Below are 24,140 nucleotides of genomic sequence, written 5' to 3'. Positions count from 1 at the left end.
CTTTCATGCTTCCTTGGCCGCGGCAAACAGGCCGAAAATAGGTTTCGCTTCGCGGCACAGCTGCTTGAACTGCTCGGGCAGGAGCGACTGCGCGCCGTCGCTCAACGCCGCCTCCGACTGGTGGTGGGCTTCCACCATCAGGCCGTCGGCGCCGACGGCCATGCCCTTCCCTTCGATGGCTTGCACCACCTTGTCGACCTGTTCCTGCGTGGCCTTCTGATGCATCACCACCAGCATGACGGTTCTCCTTCGGCGTTTTCAGCAGTTCGACCCACGAAAAAAGGCCGGGGAGGATCTCCCACGGCCTTCGTCAAAAGCAAAAGGACCGTGGGCCGGGCGGCCCACGGTCCTTCGAGAACATCATTCAAGCTGGCGGTTCAGCCGGACGTCCTCCCGTCGGCGCACCCTCGAAGCGGGCGGCTCCACCACCAGCACCAAAAACAAACTTGAAACGACTGCACTCCGTTCATGAAAAACCTTCCCGTTCCCTTGAATTCAACACGGCGACTTTAAAAGTGATCCCGGAAGGCGTCAAGATTTTTTTTCGGAGCCCGGAACAGCCGGGCGCCCCGGACGCCGCCCTCTCAAAAATTGTTCCTGCGTTGCGCCTTCTGGCGCTGCGGCCCGCGGCCTCGAGAACGCTTCCTGGGCCGGGGAGAAAGGAAATCCACTCGGATGTATTCGTGACGGTTCACGAAACGGACAAACACCGGGTCAATGTTCAGCTCTTTTTGAACCGCGGCGCGCACCAGCGCCAGGTCGGAATACTTGCTGATCCCGTATTTGTGATAATCTTCCGTCTTGATGTACAGGGACATGCAGCACCCCTTCCCGTCCTTGGAATCCAGCCGCCCCTCAAAGGGCTTCTCAGCTTTTTTCGCCTCTTTTTTAGTGTTATTTTAACACCTGTCTTTGGATTGTCAAAAGCATATCGGACGGAACGTTATGGCGGAAGAACTCACCGGCCAGGTGGACCGGGTCACCTACACCAACCAAGAAAACGGCTTCAGCGTCCTTCGCTTCCGCGTTCCCGGCCGGCGGGATCCGGTCACCGTGGTGGGCACCTTCGTGTCCGTAAACCCGGGCGAATCGCTCCGGCTGGAAGGCCGCTGGGGCCATCACCCGCGCCATGGCGAGCAGTTCCAGGTGGAACGCTACGAAACCCTGACCCCCGCCACAGCCGACGGGATTGAAAAGTACCTGGGTTCCGGCCTGATCAAGGGCATCGGACCGGTGATGGCCCGACGCATCGTCGCCTGTTTCGGCGAACACACCCTCGATGTCATCGACGCCGACATCGAACGACTTCTGGAAGTGGAAGGGATCGGGCCGTACCGCATCGAACGGATCCGCAAGGCGTGGGAAGACCAGAAGGAAATCCGGCAGGTCATGGTGTTTCTGAGGAGCCACGGTGTGAGCGCCGCCTTCGCCACCCGGATTTTCAAGACCTACGGGCGGGATTCACTCGATGTGGTCCGGCAAAATCCTTATCGCCTCGCCATGGACATCACGGGCATCGGGTTCGTAACGGCGGACAAGATCGCCCGGGCCCTCGGCTTCGAAACGGATTCGCCCGTTCGAGCCGAAGCCGGAATCCTCTACCTGCTTTTCAGGGCGACCGAAGAAGGGCATTTCTGCCTGCCCCAGGGTCTCCTTCTGGAAAAGGGCCGGGAATTGCTGAACATCTCCGCCGAAACGCTGGAAGGCGCCGTCACGCACCTCATTGAAGATCGGCGCGTCTTCCGCGAAACCCTCCCCCCGGCCGTCGCGGAAACCTTCGCCGATTCCTTCGCCCTTTACCTCAAAGGATACCATACGGCTGAAGTGCAGACCGCGCTGCGCCTCAGGCAGCTTCTCGACTACCCGTTGCCGCCCCGGCGCGTGGACCCCGACCAGGCCCTTTCAAGACTCCATGGCCGCCTGCCCTTCCGCCTGGCCCCCAGCCAGGAAGAAGCCGTAAAGAGGGCCCTCACCGACCGGGTGCTCATCATCACGGGCGGTCCCGGAACCGGCAAAACCACGCTGGTCCGAGCCGTTCTCGCCGCCTACCGCACCATGAACGCCCGGGTCTGCCTGGCCGCCCCTACAGGCCGGGCCGCCAAACGGCTGAACGAAGCCACCGGACACCCGGCCGCAACCATCCACCGCCTTCTGGAATTCAGCCCGCACGCCGGGGGCTTTCAGCGCCACGAAGAAAAGCCCCTGAACGCGGATCTGGTCGTCATCGATGAAGCTTCCATGCTGGACGGCCTTCTGGCTCACCACCTGGTGAAGGCCGTCCCTGCCCATGCCACCCTGGTGTTCGTGGGCGACGTGGACCAACTGCCTTCCGTCGGTCCGGGAAACGTCCTCCAGGACCTCATCCGATCCGGGGTCTTTCCCGTGGTACGCCTCACCGAAATCTTCCGCCAGGCCCGCCGGAGCCGCATCGTGGTCAACGCCCACCGCATCCGAGACGGACGCATGCCCCTTTTCCAGGACGATTCCGAAGGGCTCCAGGATTTCTATTTCATCGAAAAAGAAAACCCGGAAGAAGCCCTGAACGTCATCGTCAGACTCTGCACCGAACGGATCCCGTCCCGATTCGGCCTTGACCCCATCGACGACGTGCAGATCCTCACCCCCATGCACCGCGGGACCGTGGGAGCCCAACGCCTCAACCGCGACCTCCAGCAGGCGCTGAACCCTTCCGGGACCGCCATCCAACGCGGGGACCGCCTCTACCGCCAAGGCGACAAGGTGATGCAGATCCGAAACAACTACGACAAAGACGTCTTCAACGGCGACTTGGGCCGAATCCTGAAGGTGGACCTGGAAGAACAGGAACTCACCGTGGCCGTGGACGGGCGGCCCGTCGCCTACGATTTTTCCGAAGTTGAGGAACTGGTCCACGCCTACGCCGTGACCGTGCACAAGTCCCAGGGGAGCGAGTACCCGGCGGTGGTGCTGCCGCTTCACCCCCAGCACTACATGATGCTCCAGCGCAACCTGCTGTACACGGCCGTCACCCGCGGCCGCAAACTGGTCGTGATCGTGGGGACCCGGAAGGCGTTGGCCATGGCCGTACGGAACGACAGGACCCAAAAGCGGTTCACGCTGCTCGCCGAACGGCTGGCGGGACGGAGCACGCATTAGACATTAGACATTAGACATTAGACAAAGCCAAGAGGTTGTCTGAGGATACCTTTCACCCTGCTGGGGATGGGGTGTCCGTTTTTTCGCGTAGGGGCGGTTCGCGAACGGCAGTAGGAGCCGGCTTGACGGCGACCAGGGTCAACGCGGCATGGCCGGCTTTACGGGTCGCGGGCAAGCCCGCTCCTACCGATAACGGAACACCGGGACGATCGCCTTTCCCCTCGTTCCCAAGCTCCAGCTTGGGAACGCCCTGCCCGGGAAGCTCCAGCTTCCCTCCCTGTAAAGGATTCCCCCTCGTTCCCAAGCTCCAGCTTGGGAACGAGGGGATGGGTCACGGCTTCACGGGAATCGAAGCTGGAGCTTCGACACAGTTGTGTTCCCAAGCTGGAGCTTGGGAACAAGGTGGATGGTGGACCTTGGGAACAAGGTGGAAACAAGGAACCTCAGAACCCGACTTTCATGAGCTTGTTTTGGGACAAGCTCTAAGGGGATTCTTCCCCATCAAGATTCACAAGGTATGTCGAAATCTAACTATAGGAGCGCCCTCATGCCGGAACGGATCTCCCTGGAAGAACGGCTCATCTTCGCCCTGGACATGCCTTCAGCCGATGACGCCAGAGCCTGGGTAAAACGTTTGGAAGATCGGGTAAAATTCTACAAGGTGGGATTCCAGCTGTTCCTGGCCGGAGGCTTTCCGCTCGTCGATTGGATCCTCGCTCGAAACCTCAAGGTCTTCCTGGACCTCAAATTCTTCGACGTCCCTGAAACCGTCAGGAACGCGGTCGCCCAACTCAGGGGCCGCGGTATCACCTTCACCACCGTCCATGGCAACGACCGTATGCTGGAAGCGGCGGTGCAAGAAAAAGGGGACGTGAAGATCCTTGCGGTCACGGCCCTCACCAGCCTGGACCAGACGGACCTGGAGGACCTGGGGTTTCAATGCTCCGTGGAAGACCTGGTGCTTTCCCGCGCTCGGCGGGCTCTTCGCATCGGCTGCGACGGCCTCATCTCCTCCGGCCTGGAAGTGCCGAAATTGCGAAATGAGCTCGGTACCGGTTTCGTCGTCGTGTCCCCCGGCATCCGCCCTGTCGCCAACGTGGACGACCAAAAGCGGACAGTGGACGCGCGGCAGGCCTTCGCCTGGGGCGCCGACCACATCGTGGTGGGCCGCCCCATCCGGGACGCCGAAAACCCCGCAACCATCGTGGACCGGATGTTCCGGCAGATCCAGGCGGGGCTGGACGAATTCACGTCCCGCCCCCGATCCTCCTGAACCCTTTCAAATCGCGCCCGCACCGCTTTCGCCGGTCCGTATCCGGATGACTTCCTCCACCGGAAAGACGAAGATCTTTCCGTCGCCGATCTTTCCCGTCCGCGCGATCTTAAGGATCGCGTCCACCACGCGCTCGGTCAGTTCCGAATCCACCACGATTTCGAGCTTCAGCTTCGGCTGGAATTCCACCACGTACTCCGCGCCCCGGTAGACTTCCCGGTGACCCTTCTGGCGGCCGAAACCTTTGACTTCCGAGACGGTCATGCCGGTGACGCCCAGCGCGTTCAGCGCTTCCTTGACGTCATCGAGTTTGAACGGCTTGATGATCGCTTCGATTTTTCTCACCGGCTTATCCTTTCTTCCGTAGAGCCTACGTCCACGTGTAGCCCGTTTCGCTGTGCTGGGTGAGGTCGAGTCCCTGCACTTCGTCTTCCAGGGGCACCCGGAGGCCGATCACCGCGTCGATCAGCTTGAAGAGCACCCAGGAGAGGACGAACGAATAGACGAGAGCGGCAGCCGCTCCCACCGCCTGGATGAAAAACTGGTGGGCGTTTCCAAAAAAAAGGCCGTTCACGCCGTCGGGGTTGGCTGCGGTGGATGCGAAAAGACCCGTGGCCAAGGCGCCCCAAAGGCCGCCCACGCCGTGCACCCCCACGACATCCAGGGAATCGTCGTAACCCAGGCGTTCCTTGGCAATGACGGCCCCGTAACAGACCACGCCCGCCACCAGGCCGATCACGACCGCCGAAACCGGTCCGACGAAGCCGGCCGCAGGCGTTATGGCCACGAGGCCCGCCAGGACCCCCGTAGCCGCCCCCAGCGTGGTGGGTTTTCCGAGGCGCACCCACTCGGCGAGGATCCACGAGACCGCGCCCGCCCCCGTGGCGACCTGCGTGTTTAAAAAGGCGAGCGCCGCGATCTCACCGGCGCTCAGCGCGCTTCCCGCGTTGAACCCGAACCATCCGAACCACAGGAGTCCCGCCCCCAGGACGGTCATGGGAAGATTGTGAGGCGGAAACGGTTCCCGCTGGTAGCCTTTCCGTTTTCCAACCACCAGTGCGGCCGCCAGAGCGGCCACGCCGGAATTGATGTGGATGACTGTTCCTCCCGCGAAATCGAGCGCCCCGAGCTTGGCAAGCCAGCCACCGCCCCAAACCCAATGGCAGACCGGCGCGTACACCAGAAGGCTCCACAGGATGGTGAACGCCATGAAAGCCGAAAACTTCAGCCGTTCGGCGAAGGCCCCGGTGATGAGCGCCGGAGTAAGGATCGCGAACATCAACTGGAAGGCGCAGAACACCAGGTGCGGGATCGAATCCGAATAGGGCCCGGGGGCGGTTCCCACCGCGTTCAAGGCGAACCAGTCCAGGTTCCCGATGAAAAGGCCCACGTCGGGCCCGAACGCCAGGCTGTAGCCCCCCAGAACCCAAAGGATGGACACCACCCCCAGGCAGATGAAGCTTTGGAGCATGGTCCCCAGTACGTTCTTGGACCGGACCAGCCCGCCGTAAAAAAGCGCGAGCCCCGGAGTCATGAGCATGACGAGAGCCGAAGCCACCAGCATGAACGCCGTATCCCCTGAATCGATCATTGATCTTTCCTCCTCACCGCGATGCGTGTCGGTTTAAAAGTCCGCCCTTCCGCCCGGGTCCGCTACAGGGCAAAAGCAGTGCCAGAACCTGGGGAGAACCTCCCATCCTCCGGGGAACACTCGGTTTTACGGATGCGAAGCGGAGGCCGCAGGGCGGAGACAGCGGCACAAAAGTGGAGATATTCCCAAAACACAGGGGGCGGACGATTCAACATTGTTACATGCCGCCCCTTGAAGGGTTTTCATGGTTCGTGAGGCGAGGGGCTTCGGCGGCGAAGACCGGCCGGCGCGGTTTCCCTTCTCAAACACGGTCGGTGTCGATTCGACGGCACGAATTTGTGCCCTTCTCGAAGCAATCCACCTCAGCTCGGCCTCTTGACCGGGCGTACATCATGAGATTTTATTTGTTACCATCAAAAGTGATGGCCTATAATTCAGATCGTGCGTGGATGGAGCGATGCTTCCCTGTCGCCTTGGCTCGCAACTTCCTTGCCTGCCCCGTGAATCCTGAGAAGCGCTGTGAAGCCACCCAGGCCGGAAATGGAGATTTTCCGTCAACTTTCTGATGAGGAGACACGATGGGGGACAAGAACGACATCCAACTGGCGGTGAAAGCGCTGCAAATCGGCCACAAGGTCAGGGAATTGAGGCAGAAGCACCGGTACACCCTGCAGGATCTGGCTCACAAAACAGGACTTTCCAAGCCTTTCCTTTCGCAGATTGAGAACAATCACGTGGTCCCGCCCATCGCCACGTTGCTCAAGCTGGCGCGGGCTCTCAATGTCGGGCTGGCTCATTTTTTCCAGGACCAGGAAGAGAACGAGAAGATTTCCATCACCCGTCCCAGTGATCGGATGCGCATGGACCGCCGGCCGCACCAGGACAAAGAGCAGGTGAACTACATTTACGAGTCGCTGGAGAGGCGCAAGAGTTCGAAGCGCATGGAACCTTTTCTGGTGGAATTTCCGGTGCAGGAAGTGGAACGGATGGAGTTTCAGAGCCACACGGGAGAGGAATTTCTTTACCTGCTTGAAGGGAAGGTGGAGTTTCGGACTGGGGATCGCGTGGAAATTCTGGAGGCGGGCGACAGCATCTATTTCGATTCCGACATCAGCCACAGCTTCCGGTGCCTGAGCGACCAACCGGCCAAGGCGGTGGCGGTTCTGTTCAGCGAACTCAGCGCTTGACAGGTCTCTCCCTCTGCGGCCATCATCACGGCATCCTGTCGCCGTGGGACCGGGACTGTCCTGCGCCGGGGCCGACACAGTTCGCAGGCGGCCGGCCCGCACGGATCGGCATCACGGCTTCAGAAAGGCAATGGCACGTATTCGGCAGCCCATAAGGGCGCCGCCGCAGGAGGGCAGCTCCTTGGACGACTATCAGCAAGCGGTCGATTACCTGCTGAGCCTTCAGAAGTTCGGCATCAAGTTCGGCCTCAACCGTACGGAAAACGTCCTGGCCCGTCTGGGCGACCCGCAAAACCAGTACCGCTGCATTCACGTGGCGGGAACCAACGGAAAAGGTTCCACAGCGGCCGTCCTCGCCAGCATCCTGCGGCGGCACGGTCACCGGGTGGGGCTTTACACGTCGCCTCACCTGGTGCGGTTCACGGAGCGGTTCCAGGTGGACGGGAAGGAAGTGGAACCTGAAAAGATCTTCTCCGCCTTTGAAGACATCCGGCGGGTCCTCGACCCGCGGGAACCGCCCACGTTCTTTGAAGCCGTAACGGCCATGGCGTTTCATTATTTCGCTCAGGAACACGTGGAATGGGCCGTGGTGGAAACGGGGATGGGCGGGCGCCTCGACGCGACCAACACCATCCGGCCTGAAGCGGCGGTGATCACCAATGTATCCTTTGATCACCAGGAATACCTGGGCCGCACCCTTTCGGCCATCGCCCGGGAGAAGGCGGGGATCATCAAGCCGGGGGTTCCCGTGGTGACCGCAGCTCGACAGCCGGTGGTCCAAAGCGTGATCAAGGCCACTTGCCTCCGGAACGATTCGCCCCTGTATCGGCTGGGGACCCATTTTCGGGTCCGCCGGAACGGAAACGGGAGTTTCGGCTATTACGGCCTTCGTTTTCACTGGTCGCACATCAAGACCCCGCTCAAAGGCGACCATCAGTTCGTGAACGCCGGCCTGGCCTTGGCGGCCCTGGAGGTGATCGAACGAAGCGGAGCACTGATCTTGAATCCTGTGGCCGTGGAAGAAGGGCTGAGTCAGGTTCGATGGCCCGCACGCATGGAGACACTCGAAGAACGACCACTGGTGATCCTCGACGGTGCGCACAATCCCCCTGGAGCGGAATGCCTGAGGTCGGCGCTCCTCCACAACTTCACCTACGACAAGTTGCACCTGGTTTTGGGCATTATGGGAGACAAGGACATTCGGGGAATCTTCCGGCGCCTGCTTCCCCTGGCGGAAACAGCCATCTTCACGAAGCCCCGCTACGGGCGCGCCGCCGACCCCGAACTCCTGCGCCGGCTCGCCCGCCCCTACATTCAGAAGATGTACGCTGTCCCCGATCCGGCAGCGGCCATCGGCCAGGCCAAGGCCCTGGCGGGCCCCGACGACCTGATCTGCATCACGGGTTCCCTTTACTTCGCCGGTGAGGTCAAGGAAATTTACGGAGAACCCCAAGCCTTTCCAGGATGCGTGTTCGGATGAGAAGACACCGTTCCACGGCGCGGACGAAGCAAGGGTCCATCGCGGCGGCCCTTGGGTGGCTGCTGATCGCCGCCCTGGCCGGGACCTGTGCGGGAGCCGAAGCCTCCTTTCTCGACATCGGGGAGCAGCAGGATGTCGTGGCTTCGGACCGAGAACCGTGGACCATCCAGGCGGACACCCTTTCCTACGACGCCAAGGCCAAGGCCTACCTGGCCGAAGGGAACGTCTTCATCTCATCCGGCGACCGCTCCATCAAAGCGGACTGGGCCCGTTTGGACTCGGTGGAACAGCGGGCGGAACTGGCGGGAAACGTGACTCTCCGTTTCGGGCGGGACTGGCTCCAAGGGGAACACGTCATCTGGAACCTGGACACGGAAACGGGATGGGTAGACGGTGGGACCGTCTATTTCAGTGAAAGCGGGTTCTACGTCCGCGGAAAAAACATCACCAAGACGGGACCCAGCCAGTACGAACTCCAGGAAGGCATCATCACCAGCTGCAACCCCGACGATCCCGACTGGACCATCCGTACCCGAGATCTCAGGGTCAAGGTCGGCGGGCGCGGCGTCGCCAAGCATTCGTCCTTCTGGGCCGGACCGATCCCCCTCTTCTACACTCCCTTCGCCGTCTTTCCGGTAAACCGGGAACGCCAGTCGGGCTTTCTCTTCCCCACCCTGGGCTCTTCCAGCCTCAACGGTTTCGGCGTGGAAGTCCCCTACTACTGGGCCATCCGGCAGGACATGGACGCCACCTTCACCGCCCACTACATGGAAGAGCGAGGCATCATGGCCGGTATGGAATACCGCATCCGACACCCGAAATGGGGCCAGGGCATCTGGATGGTGCATTACCTGGACGATCAGGCGGACAAATCGCACCTGCGCGACGAAGGCTATCCCTTCGAACAGAGCGACCGCTACTGGGTTCGAGGCAGCCATACGTTCGCTTTGCCCCATGAGATCGAAGGGTTTCTCAGCTTGGACGTGGTGAGCGACCGGAATTTTCTCAAGGAATTCGAACGCGGCTCCGTTGGCTTCGATGAAACCAACGACGTGCTCCGCAGGTTTTCCGGAAGAGAAATCCTCAACGACAAGTCGGTGCTTTCACGGGAATCGAGCCTCTACTTGGTACGGCGCAACGACAACCAGTTGATGAGTTTCGATACCCGCTACTGGGACAACCTGGATCGATCCAAGGACGAGCGGACCCTGCAACAGTTGCCGCGAATCGCCTACGACATCACGCCGACCCATCCGATGCTATCGCCCTTTTACTACTCCCTGGAAAGCGCCGGCGTGCACTACTGGCGCCCGGAGGGAGACAAGGGAACCCGCTTCGACATGCTTCCGCGGATCTACTACCCCGTGCACCTCTGGCCTTATCTGGTGCTGGAACCCTCCATGGGAATCCGGACAACACTCTACAGCGTGGATTGGGACGATTCCGACCACTCGCCCACCAAAGCCAGGGTCCTGCCCGACGTGGTGCTGGAGCTTTCCAGCCGCATGGAACGCGTGTACGCTTTCAACCGCTGGAACATCACGGCCGTCCAGCACGTGGTCCGCCCGGAGTTCCAATATGAATGGATCCCGGACGAGGACCAGGACGACCTGCCTGAATTCGATCGCATCGACCGGATCGGCAACCGTCATGCGCTCCGCTACGGATTCTCCACGTTTCTCATTTCTAAGCGGATGATCCGGGACGCAAACAACGAACCGGCTGCCCACTACCTGGAATTGGGCCGCTTGAGGGTCACCCAAGCCTTCAAACTGGATCGCAGCAGCGACGACGATCTGCTTCAGACCGAAGCCGGAAAGCGGTTTTCCAACGTCGACTTCGAACTGGACCTGACCCCCGGATCCTGGCTCAACCTGTCCTACGACGTGAGCGTCTCCCCCTACGATTATTCCACCACGCGCCACGACCTGGCCCTGGGACTTCGCGACTCGCGTAACAACGCGTTGAATCTGAGCTACCGTTACCGGGAAGACATGGACCTCGACGAGATCATCTCCGGTGTGCACTTGGCGATCCGGCCCAACCTTTTCATCTATACCTACCATGACTATTCCTTCGATCAGAAGGAAATGTTCGAAGAAAGCTACGGCGTTTATTATCAGCACGGGTGCTGGGGCATCCGGATGGGTTACAAGGAAGAAGACGAAGACCGGGAATTCATGCTGGCGTTCACCCTGCTGGGACTGGGTCAGGTGGGCACCGGTTATGTATCCGGGTTTGGGTTCAGCCCGGCCGGAAACCCCTGAAGGCTACGGCGATGGAAAAAATAGGTCTTCATCGGGGCGAGGGCGCCGCTCCCACAATGGGCACTCTATAGAGCGATCGACTTGAAAAGGACTTGCACCTTCCTGACATCGTGCCCTCACCGAGTAGAGGGCGTGCTGCTTACCGCCCCCAACCCTTGAAAAGGACTTGCACCTTTCTGACATCGTGCCCTCACGGGCGCACTAGAAGCGGCATCGGCCGCGAGAAGATCGCCGGCAGGGCCGGGCCTATGCTCTTGACACGCAACGGCCTGTGCCCCTCGAGCATGGCCGCGTGGGGCAGAGACCCGCTCGGCATGGTCCGCGGCGGGTCTCAGCGTCCGCGCCGCCACCCTCCGGCAGTTGCCGCGAAGGATCCGATGTTCGTTCACAGACGGGAGACAACCATGAAAAAGGTCAATCTGTTTGAAGCCAACGATTTCGACCCCAAGGCCCTCAAAAGACTTCTCGTGCACGATTCGCCCTATTTCAAGATCCTCAACTTCAATTTCAAGCCGGGCCAGGAACTTCCCGTCCACGCGCACGACATAGAGGGCCAGGTGAGCCTCACGGTGATCGAAGGGAAAGGCCTTTTTCTGGGGAAGGACGGTGCCACGCTTCCGGCGGCGGCCGGAGACGTATTGGTCTGTGACATTGCGGAACCGCACGGGCTGAGAGCGGAAACCGATCTGAGGCTCCTGGTGACCATCGCGCCGCCCATCTGAGGGGGCGGCGGACGGTCAACAGAGGCGGAACGGCGGGTATGCGAAGCCCGCGCGGCGGAGCCGCGCGAAGGGGATGGGTCACGGGTCTCAGCCGAGCGGCTCGTTTTCCACCAGGTCCCAGATACCGCACGGGCACGCGCCGGCGCAGAAGCCGCATCCGATGCATCGGTCGTCGTCCACCACCATCTCGAAGTCCCCGCTTCCGTTTTCCTTTTTAGAAATGGCGGCATTGGGACAGATGGCGATGCAGATGCCGCAATCCCGGCAAGACCCGCAGGATGCGCATTCACCGGCGCATTGTTCCAAGCCTTCGAACCGCAGGTTCCGAGGATCGAAGTATTCGAGCTTCACGCGTGAAACGTCGATGATCTTTCGGCTTTCCCGGGTCGGACGCCGGCCCGAAAGGAGATCATCGATGGCTAGGGCCGCCCGGCGGCCGGCTCCCACCGCGTCCGTGAGCAGTCCAAGGCGGACTACATCGCCGACGGCGAAGATCTTTGGATCGGAGGTCCGGCCGTTTTCATCGACCACGATGAACCCCCGGTCCGTTTCCACGGTCTCCGGTAGAAACTCCAAATCCGGTGCATCGCCGATGGCAACGATCACCGTATCGGCGGGAATCGTTTCGCCGGAAGTGAGTTCCACGCCTTTCGAAGTCACGGCCTTTGTGAAGACCGGCCAAAGAAAATGAGCTCCGGCGGCCTCTGCGCCCTTGCGTTCCCGGCCGAACGACGCCGGCTCCTGGATGTCGATCAGCGTGATTTCTTCGGCGCCCAGCCGGTGGGCCTCCGTGGCCACATCGCAGCCCACGTTGCCGGCTCCGATGACCACGACCCGCGTTCCGACCTTGGCCTTTCCGGCTTTGCTTTCTTTGAGGAAATCGCCCGCCGGGATGAGTCGTTCCTTTCCGGGAACAGGAAGCAGCCGGGGTTTCTGTGCGCCCGTCGCAATCACGACGAAGTCGAAGTCCGCCTTGAGCTGCTCCAGATCTTCGCGGGTGACGTCCTGCTGCAGGTGGACATGGGGAAGGACCTTGCGGATGCGTTCCAGTTCCGCTTCCGCCACGCCTTCCGGAATCCGAGTCTTCGGGATGACGCTGGAAATCTTACCGCCGAGCGTCGATTCCCGGTCGTAGACCACCGCTTCATGGCCCGCACGCCGGAGCTGCCACGCCACGGAAAGCCCCGCCGGTCCGCCTCCGACCACGGCCACTCTCCTTCCGGAAAGCGGCGGCAGTTCGGGAAGCGAAGCCTTGAGGCTCGCCCTGCCCAGTTGCGTCACATCCACGGGAGCCATGTTGAAAGACCGCCGGGTGCACGACTGCATGCACAGATTCGGACACAGGTACCCGCAGATCGTGGCGGGAAAGGGCGTGTAGGCAAGGGCCAGGTCCACAGCCTCGTCCACACGGCCTTCGCGGATGAGCCGCCAGCGTTCGTGGACCGGGATGCCCGTGGGGCAGGCGGCTTCGCAGGGAGCCGCATATTTCCGGTTTTCCCAAACCGGAACGAACCGCCGCAGTGCGCCGGTGGTAATGACCGGCACAGGACTCCGGTCCAGGTCGGTCAAATCACCGATAAGGCCCCCCCGGCCCAGTTCCCCGTCCCAGATGTCTTTCCGGAAATCGCCCATGGCGCGCCGGGGACCGGCGCGTTTTTCGCTCGGCATTCGGGCCTTCAGCAGCTGCCAGACGGCCCGATCGGCAAACTGGGGGAAGAGCTCGCTCCGGCCGATCCGTTCCAGGAAGACCTGCAGGTTTTTCGCGAGCCAATGCCAGTCGTCGTCGGAAAGAGGGATGGATTTGGCATCCGTACGGCTGTAGCCTCCGTGGGGACCTCGAAAGAAGATCTTCCCCCCCACCATCCCCACACAGGGACGGTAGCCCAGCACGTTTTCGGCGTTCTGGGGGTTGTACCCGCAGATCACCGCGATCCCCCCCGCCATGAATTCGGCGAAGTAATCGCCGGCGGAACCCAGCACCCAAAGTTCCGGAGGGTCGAACCGCGGATTGTGCTTGGTCATGGTCATGCCGCGGGCGCCGATGTTTCCGGCGATGAAAACCTTCCCCTGAGCCATGGCGTTGGCCACGCCGTTTCCGGCGTTTCCGTGGACGACGATTTCCGCCCCCGCATTCAGCCAGCCCACGTCGTCGGAAGCGGGGCCCAGAGCCTCGATCTGCGTATTGGGAAAACCCATGGAACCCAGGCGCTGCCCGGGAGATCCATGGACCACCACCTTGACCGGTTCGTCTCCGGCACGCCACAGCCGCCCGCCGATGCCGTGCTGCCCGAAGGCCTCCACCTCCAGCGCCCGATGCCCCTCAGCCACGGCCTGCTGAATCCGTTCCTCAAGGATTCGCGAATCGAGACGGCGACCGTTCTCCTTGCCGGCCACCCAATAGGATTTCTGGAAAGCCTGTTCCGTGGAACCACCACTGTTTGTCATCTTATGCCTCGGAGGGACTCCGCCCTGTTTCATTTTTTCCGCCACGAGATCAAACCACGTATCGGATTTGAAGTCTTTCCGCAATGTTGCGATCGTCCACGCCCAGCGCGTCGGACATGCCGATAGGAAGCGACGTGGACCGTCCGAGCGGCGCCACGATCTTTTTGAATTCCGTATCGAAGGCCAAGAACACGTCCACCACCCGCTCGGCCACCAGTTCGGGGTCGAGCCGCCGGTAAAGCCGCGGATCCTGGGACGTGATTCCCTTGGGACAGATCCCGATGTTGCAGACATTGCAGCGGTCCGATTCGGACCCCACGCAACCGGCCGCCGCCTGCATGATGTATTTTCCGATCTGCACCCCACTTGCCCCCAGCATGATGAGGGCCGCCGCATTGGCGGCCAGGTTGCCGCGCTTCCCGATGCCGCCCCCGGCGAAAAGCGGCAGCTCGTTCTGTTTTCCCAGTTTCACCAGGTTCAGGTAGCAATCCCGGAGGTTGCTGGCGATGGGGTGGCCCATGTGGTCCAAAGACACGTTGTAGGCCGCGCCCGTTCCACCGTCTTCGCCGTCGATGGCCAGTCCCGCCGCGTAGGGATTCCGGGTGAGGTTGTTCAGCACCGCGAGCGCCGTGGACGTCCCTGAAATCTTGGGGTAGACCGGGACGCGAAAACCCCACGCCATGGACATGGACTGAATCATCTTGGCGACCGCTTCCTCGATGGAATACATGGTCTGGTGAGTGGGCGGACTGGGAAGACTCACCCCGGACGGAACCCCGCGGATAGCCGCAATGAGTTGGTTCACCTTGTACCACATGAGGAGCCCGCCGTCGCCTGGCTTGGCGCCCTGGCCGTACTTGATCTCCACCGCGCACGGGTCTTCCTTCATTTCCGGAAGCGCGTGGATGATTTCGTCCCAGCCGAAGTAACCGCTGGCGATCTGGAGGATCACGTATTTCAGGAAACGGGACCGGAGAAGGCGCGGCGGGCAGCCGCCTTCGCCCGTGCACATCCGCACCGGCATCCCCAGTTCCTCGTTCAGGTACGCCACCCCCATCTGGAGCCCTTCCCACATGTTGGGCGAAAGCGCCCCGAAGGACATCCCGCCGATGATCAGCGGGTAGATCTCACGAACCGGCGGAATCCACCCCTCGTCCTTGAGCAGCTGAAGGCTGTCCTCGGGCGGCAGGATGCGACCCAGCAGCGTCCGCAGCTCGAACTCGTGGCGCCCCGCGTCGAGAGCCGGGTCGGTGAGCATGGAAATGCGGGTGAACTTGATCCGGTCCAGCACACCGTCGGGCATGTTCCGGCGTCCGCCCCGGCGCCTCGGCTGGCCGCCACGGTTCACGTGGTAACGGAGCTTGTCCGCTTCGTCGGAACGGACCGGTATGATGGCTTCGTTGGGACACACCATGGTGCACATGGCGCACCCGATGCAAGCGTAGGCCGGGTCGGTCTTCTGGCGGATGCCGTAGAAGACCTGAAAAAGGCTGCTTGGAGGTTCCTTGAGGCCGAGCACGGGCTGGACGGCGCGCTTACGGAATACGGCCAGTTCGATAGCGTGCACAGGACAGACCGCCGTGCACCGCCCGCACAAGGTGCACCGGTCCCGGCTCCAGTGTACCTGCCAGGGAAGATCCTTCACGCTCAGTGAAGAAGGGGCAATGAATCCGTTTGTGACCATAGGGTAACCTCCCGGCGCTGCGGCCCGATGACGGCCGTGTCCAGATGCATGGGCTGAAAATCCTTGCTCTTGTCGCGGTCGGGGATGGCGGCGTCAAGGCCGCAGATTTCCGAGGAAAAGGCATAAAGCCCCGGTTTTCCACCCACCACGCCCGGGCGCAGCTTCTTGCGGTCCTGAACCATAAACACCGACTTGTCCGGGAGGCAGCCGATCACACAGTTGGGCCCGTCGATGATGAGCCGCCGACAACTGTGCTTGACCTGCTTCAGAAACGCGCCGTTGGGATGCTTCTCCAGGTCCGGGTCCTGCAGCGGTGTGATGATGTGCTTGTACGCTTCGATCCCCAGCCCCAGCCTGTAAATCGTGTAATGAAGAATGTGCGTGAAGACTTCCGAATCCGACTGATAACCCATGTAGCCCGGAAATCCGCGCGACTCGAGGAATTCCCGGATGGGGATGAAGGCCGTGTTCTCCCCGTTGGTCATGCTCGCCACCCCCTGGATGAAAAAAGGATGGCAGGCGTACAGGTTGATGGCGTAGTTGGTGTTCTGGCGGCCCTGAGCCATGATGATCCGGGCGTAGAGTTCCCTGCGGTCAAGCTGCAGGTATTCGGCCACGGACATGGGATCTCCGATTTCCTTGATCATGACCACGTCGGGCCAGAAGCTGAAGACGATCATGTCGCCTTCTTCTTCACCCATCTGGCGCAACTGCAGGCGGATCATGAGCAGGCGGTGCCGGATGTCGGCTTCGCTGAGCGACTCCCATTCCTCGGGATATTCGTACGCCCGGATGAGGTAGATGTCCCGCCGCGGCGCCCCACTGGGCGGCGCCCCCTTAGGTACCTTGATGGAAAGCTTGTATTTGGTCATGAACCCGATGTTCATCATGAACTGGTCCAGGCGCTTCAGCCCGGCATTGCTGAAAATACCCGAAAGGACGGGCGCTCCCTTGAACTCCTCAAACGGTCCCCCCAGATCGCTCAGGAAAAGCCCCACCCCCGAACCGTCATGCCCCTCCCGCATGACGTCCAGGGCCTGGATGGCCATCATGGGCGACTGAGGTTCCTGGCTGGTTACGGCGAAAAGACGGCACATGGCCTGCGGCCTCCTTCGTGCTTTTCGGTGGAACAATCTTGTTTTGACAGCGAGAAACGCAGCCTCAAGAGGCAAAAAAAGCCCAGCCGTCAAGCGGTGGGCCTTTCCGAACGTCGGTGTCCGGGGAATTTTCCAAACGTCGTTGTTTGGGGAAGGACGAAACGCTGTCGCAGGTAAACCATTATGTCAAAGATGACTCGAAAAGCAAACAAAAATTTCCCCTACGCCGAAAACCGGGCCGGGCCGAAGGGAAACGCGCCCGAAATCAAAGTTCCGACGCCGCATCACGCTCAAACGAGATCCTTTCGGGTACAAAAAAGTATCTTCTCAATAAATCGGGCTGACTGATTTTTGCAGCAAGGTAATGGATTCCAACGCCTGCCACGGACACCGATCCGAGGTTCGCTGGAAAGACGGGGGGTTCGGTTGTTTCCCCTCGTTCCCAAGCTCTGGCTTGGGAACGGCCTGCCCGGGAAGCTCCAGCTTCTGCACAGTTGTGTTCCCAAGCTGGAGCTTGGGAACAAGGTGGATGGCGGAGCTTGGGAACAAGGTGGAACGAGATCCTTTCGGGTACAAAAAAGTACTCATGAAGCCGGCCGAGAGACGGCGCACACGCCGTCCCAGATTTCCCGCACCCGGCGCCTGAGCCGTTGGAGGTCTTCCCAGCTTTCCAGGCGGCTCCCTCCGGGGGGCGGCCACAGACCGAGCTCCTTCAGCAAAGTGAACTGTTCCGAGGTCAGGCGCTGGGTCGAAAGATTGTCGAACAGCTGGAGCCGCTGTTCCAGGGCACGGTAGGCACTGAAGGCTTCCATGAGGAGCGGGCCTGCGCCCGGGGTGACGCCTTCCGTTTCCGCCAGCCTTTCGGCCACTCTTCCCAGCACTCGCCTGACGCCGGACGCTTGCAGCGCCGGGTCTTCCCATCCGTGGATCAGTTGGAAACCCTGGACCAGAAATTCCAGGTCCGCCATGCCGCCGTAACCCAGTTTCAGGTTCACCGTCCCCTCACGCTCCCCCGCCCGTTCCCCTTCCATGCGTTGCCTCAGGTGACAGAGCCGCGGCCACACTTCGCCGGGATCCCGAGGCTGAAAGCAGAGTTCCCGAGCCTTCGCCTCAAGGGCGCGACCTAGTTCCCTCCACCCGCCCACGGCTCGAAGCCGAAGCAACGCTTGGATTTCCCAGAGGTCGGCCCTCTGCTCGTAGTAAGCACACCAGGCTTTGTGCGTGACCACGAGGGGCCCGTAGTTCCCCGTGGGGCGGAGCCTTGCGTCCACCGCGTACCCCGGCCCCTCCTGGAGCGGGATACTGATCATTCGCATGAACCTCTGGATGAGCCGTACCACGGGGACGGGGATCTGCTCCGGCGATTCGCCTTCTTTCGGTTCGTAGACGAACATGATATCCAGGTCCGAAAGATAGCCCATTTCCCGGCTTCCAAGCTTTCCGAGCCCCAGGATGGCCAGCGGAAGCCCATCGCCTTCCCCCACGTCTTCCCGGACCGCACGGAACGTTTCCACGATGACGAAATCGGCCAGGCGGGTGAGGCTTTCTTCCAGCCGCTCGGCATCCAGGCGGCCGCCAAGATCTGAAAGCGCCAGCATCAGCAGGCGCTCGTTCTTGAGCCGCCGGATCCATTCCACTGATTCTTCGTAGGTTGTGCACCGTTTCAAGATCTTTCGGGACGACACCTCCCAAGCGTCGTCGTCCGGGCAGTCTCCGGCACAGGCGGAAACCCCTTCCACGAGGCTCGGCTGATGAGCCAGGAGATTGGAGACCATTTCGCTTACGGCCAGCGCCTGAACAAGCGTTCGAACCCACGGGGCCGCCCCTTCGAAAATCTTCGCCAGGCCCGAACGGCGCCGCACTTGGCCCAGGTACCGTTCCACCCGTGCGGCCATCTCCTGGAAGACGTCCTCTCGGGCCCGTTCCCCCAGAGCGGCGATGGTTTCCGCCACCACATCGCGAAACGTCGGCGGAAAACGGCGTAGAACCGGTTCCAACCGTTTCAGCGCCCGCGAGACGTCCTCCCGAACCCGGGCGGCCGCTTCGCCCTCCGAATCTTCCACGGTTTCCCGAAAAGCTTCAGGACCCCGCCCGGCATCTTCGGACGGCCTGAAAAGACTGGTGAAATGGCCGTGGACCACCTCGCAGTGAGCGTTCAAGGTCTCAAAAAAACGATCGAAGTCCCCTTCGAAGCCCAGCGCCTCCGCCAGGCGCTCACGGCCTTCCGGCGACTTCGGAAGCCTTTGGGTCTGGCGGTTCTGATCCAGTTGTACCCAGTGTTCCACGCGCCGGAGGAACGTGTAGGCTTCCCGGAGCTCCCGCACCGCATCTTCGGGCAGGAGCCCGAGCCGTTCCAGCTGAGTGAGACAGCGCAGGGTATTGGGTTCGTCCAATTCCGGATGGCGGCCTCCATAGATGAGCTGAAAGGACTGGACCAGAAACTCCACTTCACGGATGCCGCCCACTCCGAGCTTCACGTCAAAGGCGGCACCTGGGCCGGCTTTGAGGCCTTCGGCGAGGATCCGGTCCCGCATGGCCTGAAGTTCGTCGAGCGCCTGGAAGTCGAGGAAGCGGCGGAACACGAAAGGACGCACCTCCTGCAGAAAGGCCGTCCCCAGCCCGCGGTCCCCGGCCACCGGCCGCGCCTTCAGAAGAACCTGCCGCTCCCAGGCCCGCCCCTTCAGCAGGTAGTGCTGGCTCGCCGCCATCAGCGACGGCACCAGTTCGCCGTCTTTTCCCTGAGGGCGCAGCCTCAGGTCCACCTGGAACACCCGATCCCCTCCCACGGCATCGGCCAAGAGCCCAGACAGGTGCTGGCAGAGCGGGTTCAGCACGGACGGTGCGTCAGGATGGATCGCCCGGCGCTTTTCCTTCGGGGTGTAGAGAAAGAGGAGGTCCACATCCGAGGCGTAGTTCAGTTCGTAGCCGCCGAGCTTGCCCAGGCCCATCACCACGAATTCCAAGCGGTCCCAGGATTCCCGCCAGGCATCGACCCGCTCCGGCGGCATCCACCACCGGGGGTGGCCGACAAGGGTTTCCAGCCCCACCTGAAGGGTCACGTGGGCCAGATCGCTCAACTGACCCGTGGTTTCCACCAGGTCGGCCCAACCGAGAAGGTCGCGGCCGCCGATTCTCAGAAAATGCAGCTGCTTGAATCTGCGGTAGGACCGGAGCAGATCCTCGAAGCCGGAGGCTTCGATGATGAGTCCTTTCAGGTGTTCATAGAGTTCCGTCAGGGGGTAGCGGCGAAAGATCTGCTTTCGATTCCAGAGCCAGTCTTCATATTCCGGCTGGCTTCGCAGCAGCGTACCGAGATAATTGGACGCCTTTCCAATGCGTTGAAGCTCGAGTCTTATGGGCATGGAGTCCAACCGGAGACATTAGACATTAGACATTAGACATTTTCCCCTCGTTCCCAAGCTCCGGCTTGGGAACGGCCTGCCCAGGAAGCTCCAGCTTCCCCTCGCTGTAAAGGATTTGGACGATTGCATGGCCCTTGATAAATCTGGTGGTGTAAGATTTTTTGTGTAAATTCTAAGCAGTAGAAAAAAGGGCACTTTTCCGTTAAGAGAGGGTTTTGCCAAAAACAACCTCAAAGAAAGGAAAAGCGCCCAATGAGAATCGAGATCAGTGTACCCGAGGTAGTAAGCATTTTCAAAGAGATTCAGCAAAACCCGGAGCAGATATTCCAGATGGTTCGGCTGGATGTAAAGGAAATAGTTGGACGGTATCTTTCTGAGATGATGAATGCCGAGCTCACCCATTTCCTCGGAAGAGAGCCCTACGAGAGGAAAGATCCAGGTGAGGCGGAGCCGGGAGCCGCCAATTACCGAAACGGCTCCTACGTAAGAAGATTTACTCTCAAGGGGATAGGGGAGGTTTCGACCAAGGTCCCTCGGGATAGAAACGGTGAGTACCACACGCAGGTTCTTCCCCGTTCGAAGCAGTATGAGAGCGAGATAGCCCACGATCTGTGTCTGATGTTTCTGGGTGGGGTGAGCACGCGGACTCTGGCCATGATGACCGAGCGGCTCGTCGGAAGAAAGATCTCCCACACCGAGATCAGCCAGGCAAACGGTGAGCTTAAAGAAGCCCTGGAGAAGTGGAGAAACAGGGACCTGTCGCAAGAACCGGTAAAGTATCTGTTCGTCGACGGGGTCAACTTCGCTATGAGGATGGGAGATTCCATAGAGAAGGTCCCGGTGCTTGTTGTCATTGGAGTGACCGAGCAGGGGTGCCGGTTTGTGCTTGGGCTGCAGGCGGGAGACAAGGAATCGGCCCCCACATGGAGAGAGTTCTTCAAAGATCTTAAAAGAAGAGGCCTTGATGCTTCCAGGATCACTTTGGGGGTGATGGATGGGCTGCCCGGGCTGGAGGCCGTCTTCAAGGAAGAGTTTCCCAAAGCGAAGATCCAACGCTGCCAGGTTCATGTTGCCCGAAACGTTCTGGCCAAGGTTCCTCAGAAGTTCAAACAAGAGGTGGCAGACGGGATGAGGTCCATCTTCTATGCCTCCTGTCCGGACAAGGCCCGGGAGTTCTTCAAGGAATTCAAGGAAAGATGGGAAAAGCATGTCCCATCCGCGGTGAAATGTCTGGAGAAGAGCCTGGATGCGTGCCTTACCTTCTTCCACTTCCCTGAAGAAGAATGGATCTCTCTTCGAACCACCAACATCATCGAAAGGCTCAACAAGGAGTTTCGCAGAAGGACCAGGCCGATGGAGATCGTGGCAGGTGAGCAGTCCTGTTACACCCTCCTTGCATTCATTGCATTGAAGATGGAGCTCCACTGGAGGTCCAATCCTCTCGGAAAAGTCGCTAAAAATCTGCCCTTTTGGAAGCAGTTGGAGGGGTAATGAATTTACACAAAATCGTTGACACTACCTAAATCTCGGCTGCTCGCGATGAGGTGAATATGGTTCTCCATGATCACATAGCTATACAGCCGCATGCCCTTTTCCCCCTCCCCTTGTGCGAGGGGAAATAGAATTCCCCTCCCCTTGTGGGAGGGGATTAAGGGGAGGGGGGAGAGGGGGACTTTTTGACCTTCGTTATCCTTTTTCCTTAAGGTCTCCACTTTAAAACGCTACCAAAAGTTTATGACAGCTGGCGTGCTCAACATTCCGGAATCACTTTAATAAATTGGTTATTTTCATATAAACACGTGTGACGAAGCAGCGGTGCTAGTGTCCTTTGTTATGGATTTTGTAGCGGGTTCGCATGGGTCACGGCCTCATGGGAATCGAAGCTGGAGCTTCTGCACAGTTGTGTTCCCAAGCTGGAGCTTGGGAACAAGGTGGATAGTGGAGCTTGGGAACAAGGTGGAGAACAAACCCCAATGCCCCCCCATCGGCCCGAGGGCGGGCCTCCCACATGTGCCTCTTGTAGGACCGGGCTTGCCCGCGACCCGTTAAACCGGCGATGCCCCGTTGACCCTGATCGCCGGCAAGCCGGCTCCTACGAAAGTAACCACGGTCCTGTAGGAGCGGCGCCCTCGTCGCGATGGGGATCGCCGGCAAGAAACAATCTCATGAAAGTCGGGCCCTGAGGTTCCTTGTTCCTGTAGGAGCGGCGCCCTCGCCGCGATCGGGGTCGCTATCCTTTCACGGTCGGACAATCTCCTAAATGTCATAGTACAGCATGAACTCGTACGGATGTGGCCGCAGCCGGACCGGATCCACTTCCCTTTCCCGCTTGTACTTGATCCAGGTCTCAATCACGTCTTCCGTGAAAACATCGCCCTTCAGCAGGAATTCATTGTCGTTTTCCAGGGCCTTCATGGCCTCGTCCAGGGAACCCGGCGTGGACGGCACATCCGCCAGCTCCTCGGGACTCAGGGCGTAAATGTCCTTGTCCAGCGGTTCGCCGGGATCCATCCGCTTTTCGATGCCGTCCAGCACGGCCATGAGCAGGGCGCTGAAGGCGATGTAGCCGTTGCACGAAGGGTCCGGAAACCGGACTTCGATCCGCTTGGCCTTGGGCGACGGTGAATACATGGGAATCCGGATGGAGGCGCTTCGGTTCCGGCTGGAATAGGCCAGGTTCACCGGCGCTTCGTAGCCGGGGACAAGGCGCTTGTAGGAATTGGTGGTCGGGTTGGTGAACGCGCAAAGGGCCGCCGCGTGCTTGAGAACGCCGGCCACCGCGTGGAGCGCCATTTCGCTCAGACCCGCATATCGATCACCGGCGAACAGCGGCTTGCCTTCCTTCCAGAGGCTCACGTGGGTATGCATGCCGGAACCGTTGTCACCGAAAAGCGGCTTGGGCATGAAGGTCACCGTCTTGCAGTGCCTCCGAGCCACGTTTTTGATGATGTACTTGAACCACATGAGCTGGTCGCCCATCTTGACGAGCGGAGCGAACCGCATGTCGATTTCCGCCTGACCGGCGGTGGCCACCTCGTGATGCTGACATTCGATCTGGAGCCCCACCTGCTGCATGATCATGACCATTTCGGACCGCAGGTCCTGTAGGGAGTCGGAAGGCGGCACAGGAAAGTAGCCTTCCTTGTAGCGGGGCTTGTAGCCCAGGTTAGGATTCTCGGCACGCCCGCTGTTCCAGATCCCTTCAACCGAATCCAGGTGATAGTAACTGAAATGAGACGCTGTATCGTAGCGGATGTCGTCGAAGATGAAAAACTCGGCCTCCGGTCCAAAGTAGGCCGTATCGCCGATCCCGGTGAAGTTGAGGTAGGCTTCCGCCTTCTGAGCGATATGGCGCGGATCCCGAGTGTATTTTTCCTTGGTGATCGGGTCCACGACGTTGCAGATCACGGTGAGGGTCGGCACTTGCATGAAAGGGTCCATGACGGCCGTCCCCGGGTCGGGAACCACCAGCATGTCACTGGCATTGATGGGCTGCCAGCCGCGAATGCTGGAACCGTCGAAACCGAATCCCTCTTCGAAGGAACTTTCGTCGAATTCGCTGATCGGAACCGAAAAATGCTGCCATATCCCCGGAAAATCAAGGAATCTGAAATCCACCATCTTGGCGCCGTTGGCCTTCGCGTACTCCATCACTTCTTTCGGGGTCATTCTCCATCCTCCTTTAAATGATTGCTTCAGGTTTTCGTCCGTATCCGCCTTCTTGAGCGATTTTCATGCCAGCACAGCGTAAACACTCCAACTTCTGAATATCCGTGACTTATCGGGAAAATCCTCCGCTTTGGATTCGCCCGCTTTCCGTTCCAGGACCCCCTCCCGGACGCTCCGCCAATGACAAAATGGTTTCATATCCCGATCAGCCGCTTCCAGAACGCCCGA

At 60.4% G+C, this 24,140-nt stretch carries 16 protein-coding genes; 7 read left to right on the top strand and 9 right to left on the bottom strand.

Features of this window, described 5'->3' with window-relative positions; all coding sequences use genetic code 11:
• Positions 1–3: 3 nt before the first annotated feature.
• Together FDQ92_RS10435 and FDQ92_RS10430 are read right to left on the bottom strand one after the other, a co-directional pair.
• A complete protein-coding gene (locus FDQ92_RS10435; RefSeq protein WP_137424808.1) occupies positions 4–237 on the bottom strand; it encodes a hypothetical protein in 234 nt (77 codons plus the stop codon).
• A 347-nt stretch (positions 238–584) separates the two neighbouring features.
• A complete protein-coding gene (locus FDQ92_RS10430; protein ID WP_137424806.1) occupies positions 585–818 on the bottom strand; it encodes a hypothetical protein in 234 nt (77 codons plus the stop codon).
• Positions 819–945: 127 nt separating this feature from the next.
• On the opposite strand from FDQ92_RS10430, the gene recD2 reads away from it, so the two are divergent.
• Positions 946–3,135: an SF1B family DNA helicase RecD2 gene (gene recD2 / locus FDQ92_RS10425; protein ID WP_137424804.1), complete on the top strand. Its 2,190-nt coding sequence runs from the start codon at positions 946–948 to the stop codon at positions 3,133–3,135.
• 547 nt (positions 3,136–3,682) lie between these two features.
• Entirely contained in the window at positions 3,683–4,408 is a 726-nt protein-coding gene (pyrF, locus tag FDQ92_RS10420) for an orotidine-5'-phosphate decarboxylase (RefSeq protein ID WP_137424802.1), read from the top strand.
• Between the two features lie 6 nt (positions 4,409–4,414).
• On the opposite strand, the gene FDQ92_RS10415 is transcribed toward pyrF, so the two are convergent.
• Positions 4,415–4,753, bottom strand: coding sequence for a P-II family nitrogen regulator (locus tag FDQ92_RS10415; protein WP_137424800.1), 339 nt, complete (start codon positions 4,751–4,753; stop codon positions 4,415–4,417).
• Positions 4,754–4,778: 25 nt separating this feature from the next.
• A complete protein-coding gene (locus FDQ92_RS10410) occupies positions 4,779–5,996 on the bottom strand; it encodes an ammonium transporter (protein WP_137425798.1) in 1,218 nt (405 codons plus the stop codon).
• A gap of 581 nt (positions 5,997–6,577) precedes the next feature.
• Between FDQ92_RS10410 and FDQ92_RS10405 the strand changes: the two genes are divergently transcribed.
• The 4 genes from FDQ92_RS10405 to FDQ92_RS10390 all read left to right on the top strand — a co-directional run bounded on the left by FDQ92_RS10405 (position 6,578) and on the right by FDQ92_RS10390 (position 11,655).
• Entirely contained in the window at positions 6,578–7,186 is a 609-nt protein-coding gene (locus tag FDQ92_RS10405) for a helix-turn-helix domain-containing protein (RefSeq protein WP_137424798.1), read from the top strand.
• 181 nt (positions 7,187–7,367) lie between these two features.
• Positions 7,368–8,666 (top strand): bifunctional folylpolyglutamate synthase/dihydrofolate synthase, encoded by a 1,299-nt coding sequence (locus FDQ92_RS10400; protein ID WP_170180298.1) that lies wholly within the window; start codon positions 7,368–7,370, stop codon positions 8,664–8,666.
• A complete protein-coding gene (locus tag FDQ92_RS10395) occupies positions 8,663–10,933 on the top strand; it encodes an LPS-assembly protein LptD (protein ID WP_170180297.1) in 2,271 nt (756 codons plus the stop codon). Before FDQ92_RS10400 ends, FDQ92_RS10395 begins: the two co-directional genes overlap by 4 nt.
• A gap of 404 nt (positions 10,934–11,337) precedes the next feature.
• Positions 11,338–11,655 (top strand): cupin domain-containing protein, encoded by a 318-nt coding sequence (locus FDQ92_RS10390; protein ID WP_137424792.1) that lies wholly within the window; start codon positions 11,338–11,340, stop codon positions 11,653–11,655.
• An 87-nt stretch (positions 11,656–11,742) separates the two neighbouring features.
• On the opposite strand, the gene FDQ92_RS10385 is transcribed toward FDQ92_RS10390, so the two are convergent.
• The 4 genes from FDQ92_RS10385 to FDQ92_RS10370 all read right to left on the bottom strand — a co-directional run bounded on the left by FDQ92_RS10385 (position 11,743) and on the right by FDQ92_RS10370 (position 20,243).
• Entirely contained in the window at positions 11,743–14,100 is a 2,358-nt protein-coding gene (locus FDQ92_RS10385) for an FAD-dependent oxidoreductase (RefSeq protein WP_137424790.1), read from the bottom strand.
• 49 nt (positions 14,101–14,149) lie between these two features.
• Positions 14,150–15,784 (bottom strand): glutamate synthase-related protein, encoded by a 1,635-nt coding sequence (locus FDQ92_RS10380; RefSeq protein WP_137424788.1) that lies wholly within the window; start codon positions 15,782–15,784, stop codon positions 14,150–14,152.
• Positions 15,748–16,881, bottom strand: a complete 1,134-nt coding sequence (locus FDQ92_RS10375) for a class II glutamine amidotransferase domain-containing protein (RefSeq protein WP_137424786.1) — start codon at positions 16,879–16,881, stop codon at positions 15,748–15,750. The genes FDQ92_RS10380 and FDQ92_RS10375 overlap by 37 nt, the downstream gene beginning before the upstream one ends.
• A 584-nt stretch (positions 16,882–17,465) precedes the next feature.
• Positions 17,466–20,243: a [protein-PII] uridylyltransferase family protein gene (locus FDQ92_RS10370; RefSeq protein ID WP_137424784.1), complete on the bottom strand. Its 2,778-nt coding sequence runs from the start codon at positions 20,241–20,243 to the stop codon at positions 17,466–17,468.
• A 252-nt stretch (positions 20,244–20,495) separates the two neighbouring features.
• On the opposite strand from FDQ92_RS10370, the gene FDQ92_RS10365 reads away from it, so the two are divergent.
• The gene (locus FDQ92_RS10365) at positions 20,496–21,734 is read left to right on the top strand and encodes an IS256 family transposase (RefSeq protein WP_137424782.1); all 1,239 of its coding nucleotides are present in this window, start codon (positions 20,496–20,498) and stop codon (positions 21,732–21,734) included.
• Positions 21,735–22,499: 765 nt separating this feature from the next.
• Here FDQ92_RS10365 and glnA read toward each other — a convergent pair.
• Complete coding sequence (glnA, locus tag FDQ92_RS10360; RefSeq protein WP_137424780.1) at positions 22,500–23,912, bottom strand: type I glutamate--ammonia ligase; 1,413 nt, start codon at positions 23,910–23,912, stop codon at positions 22,500–22,502.
• Between the last annotated feature and the right edge of the window lie 228 nt (positions 23,913–24,140).

Source organism: Desulfoglaeba alkanexedens ALDC, from assembly GCF_005377625.1.
Taxonomy (GTDB): domain Bacteria; phylum Desulfobacterota; class Syntrophobacteria; order Syntrophobacterales; family DSM-9756; genus Desulfoglaeba; species Desulfoglaeba alkanexedens.
The sequence above is the reverse complement of the archived record's forward strand: the minus strand, read 5'-3'. Positions and strand labels throughout refer to the sequence as shown.

Excerpts from the sequence above, each read along its gene's own strand:
- FDQ92_RS10435 (WP_137424808.1), bottom strand. The coding sequence starts at position 237 with ATGCTGGTGGTGATGCATCAGAAGGCCACGCAGGAACAGGTCGACAAG.
- FDQ92_RS10430 (WP_137424806.1), bottom strand. The coding sequence starts at position 818 with ATGTCCCTGTACATCAAGACGGAAGATTATCACAAATACGGGATCAGC.
- recD2 (WP_137424804.1), top strand. The coding sequence starts at position 946 with ATGGCGGAAGAACTCACCGGCCAGGTGGACCGGGTCACCTACACCAAC.
- pyrF (WP_137424802.1), top strand. The coding sequence starts at position 3,683 with ATGCCGGAACGGATCTCCCTGGAAGAACGGCTCATCTTCGCCCTGGAC.
- FDQ92_RS10405 (WP_137424798.1), top strand. The coding sequence starts at position 6,578 with ATGGGGGACAAGAACGACATCCAACTGGCGGTGAAAGCGCTGCAAATC.
- FDQ92_RS10395 (WP_170180297.1), top strand. The coding sequence starts at position 8,663 with ATGAGAAGACACCGTTCCACGGCGCGGACGAAGCAAGGGTCCATCGCG.
- FDQ92_RS10390 (WP_137424792.1), top strand. The coding sequence starts at position 11,338 with ATGAAAAAGGTCAATCTGTTTGAAGCCAACGATTTCGACCCCAAGGCC.
- FDQ92_RS10385 (WP_137424790.1), bottom strand. The coding sequence starts at position 14,100 with ATGACAAACAGTGGTGGTTCCACGGAACAGGCTTTCCAGAAATCCTAT.
- FDQ92_RS10380 (WP_137424788.1), bottom strand. The coding sequence starts at position 15,784 with ATGGTCACAAACGGATTCATTGCCCCTTCTTCACTGAGCGTGAAGGAT.
- FDQ92_RS10375 (WP_137424786.1), bottom strand. The coding sequence starts at position 16,881 with ATGTGCCGTCTTTTCGCCGTAACCAGCCAGGAACCTCAGTCGCCCATG.
- FDQ92_RS10370 (WP_137424784.1), bottom strand. The coding sequence starts at position 20,243 with ATGCCCATAAGACTCGAGCTTCAACGCATTGGAAAGGCGTCCAATTAT.
- FDQ92_RS10365 (WP_137424782.1), top strand. The coding sequence starts at position 20,496 with ATGAGAATCGAGATCAGTGTACCCGAGGTAGTAAGCATTTTCAAAGAG.
- glnA (WP_137424780.1), bottom strand. The coding sequence starts at position 23,912 with ATGACCCCGAAAGAAGTGATGGAGTACGCGAAGGCCAACGGCGCCAAG.